Origin of the sequence: Methylobacterium mesophilicum (genome assembly GCF_022179445.1) — a bacterium.
GTDB lineage: Bacteria > Pseudomonadota > Alphaproteobacteria > Rhizobiales > Beijerinckiaceae > Methylobacterium > Methylobacterium mesophilicum.
On the sequence record NZ_BPQU01000087.1, the window covers coordinates 1 to 909 of the forward strand.

Consider the following 909-nt stretch of genomic DNA (forward strand, 5'->3'; position numbering starts at 1 on the left):
CCGGGGAGCCGGTGGAACCGGTGGCGGTCCCGGCGCGGGTGTTCGACCCGCGGATCGTGAGCCTGTGGGGCCAGGGGCTGGGCAGCCTCGGCCACGTCCGGGCCGACGCCAACGCCGCCGCCCAGTCGCGCCGGAGCGCCGGCTTCGTGATGGGCGTGGACGCGCGCCTGGACGGGCTCGGCCTCGGCGGGCTGCGGCTCGGCGTGGTCGGCGGCCATGTCGAGACCGATCTCGCCAGCCCCGGCCAGGTCCAGACCGGGACGCTGGCGAGCACGTTCGGCGGCGTCTACGGCAGCCTGGAGGCGGGTCCGGCGGTTCTGCGGTTCGGCGCGCTGGCGGCGGACGAGCCGGCGCGGCTGCGCCGGGTGGTGGCGTTCCCGGGCCTGACCGACACGCCGAGCGCGCGCACCGGCGGGCGCAGCGTCCAGGGTTTCGGCGAGGCCGGCTACCGGGTCGCGCTCGGCGCCGGCGCGGTGCTGGAGCCGTTCGTCGGGGCCGGGGCGGTGGCGCTGGGGCGCGACCGCTTCGCCGAGCAGGGCGGGGCGGCGGCGCTGACGGGGGCGGCCCGCGCCAGCCTGCTGCCGACCGCGACCGCCGGCCTGCGCGCCGAGGCGCAGCTCGATCCGGAGGCGGCGCTGCCGGTGTCGGTGCACGCGCTCGCCGGGTACCGGCGCACCTTCGGCGACGGCGTGCCGAGCGCGGTTCTGGCGTTCCGGGGCACCGGCGCCCGGTTCGTGAGCGCGGGCCTGCCGATCGACCGCGACGCCCTGGTCGCCGAGGCCGGCCTATCGGTGCTGCTCTCCCCGGCGGCGAGCTTGGGCCTGTCCTACACCGGCCAGATCGGCGCCCGCGCCCAGGACCACGCCGCAAAGGGCGCCTTCACGGTCAGGTTCTGAACAGCCCGGGGCG

General features: G+C 78.8%; 1 protein-coding gene. It reads left to right on the plus strand.

Annotation, left to right across the window (positions count from 1 at the left end; all coding sequences use genetic code 11):
• On the plus strand, positions 1 to 896 hold an 896-nt coding region (locus MFF40_RS28320), incomplete at its 5' end, for an autotransporter outer membrane beta-barrel domain-containing protein (protein WP_238263145.1).
• Between the last annotated feature and the right edge of the window lie 13 nt (positions 897 to 909).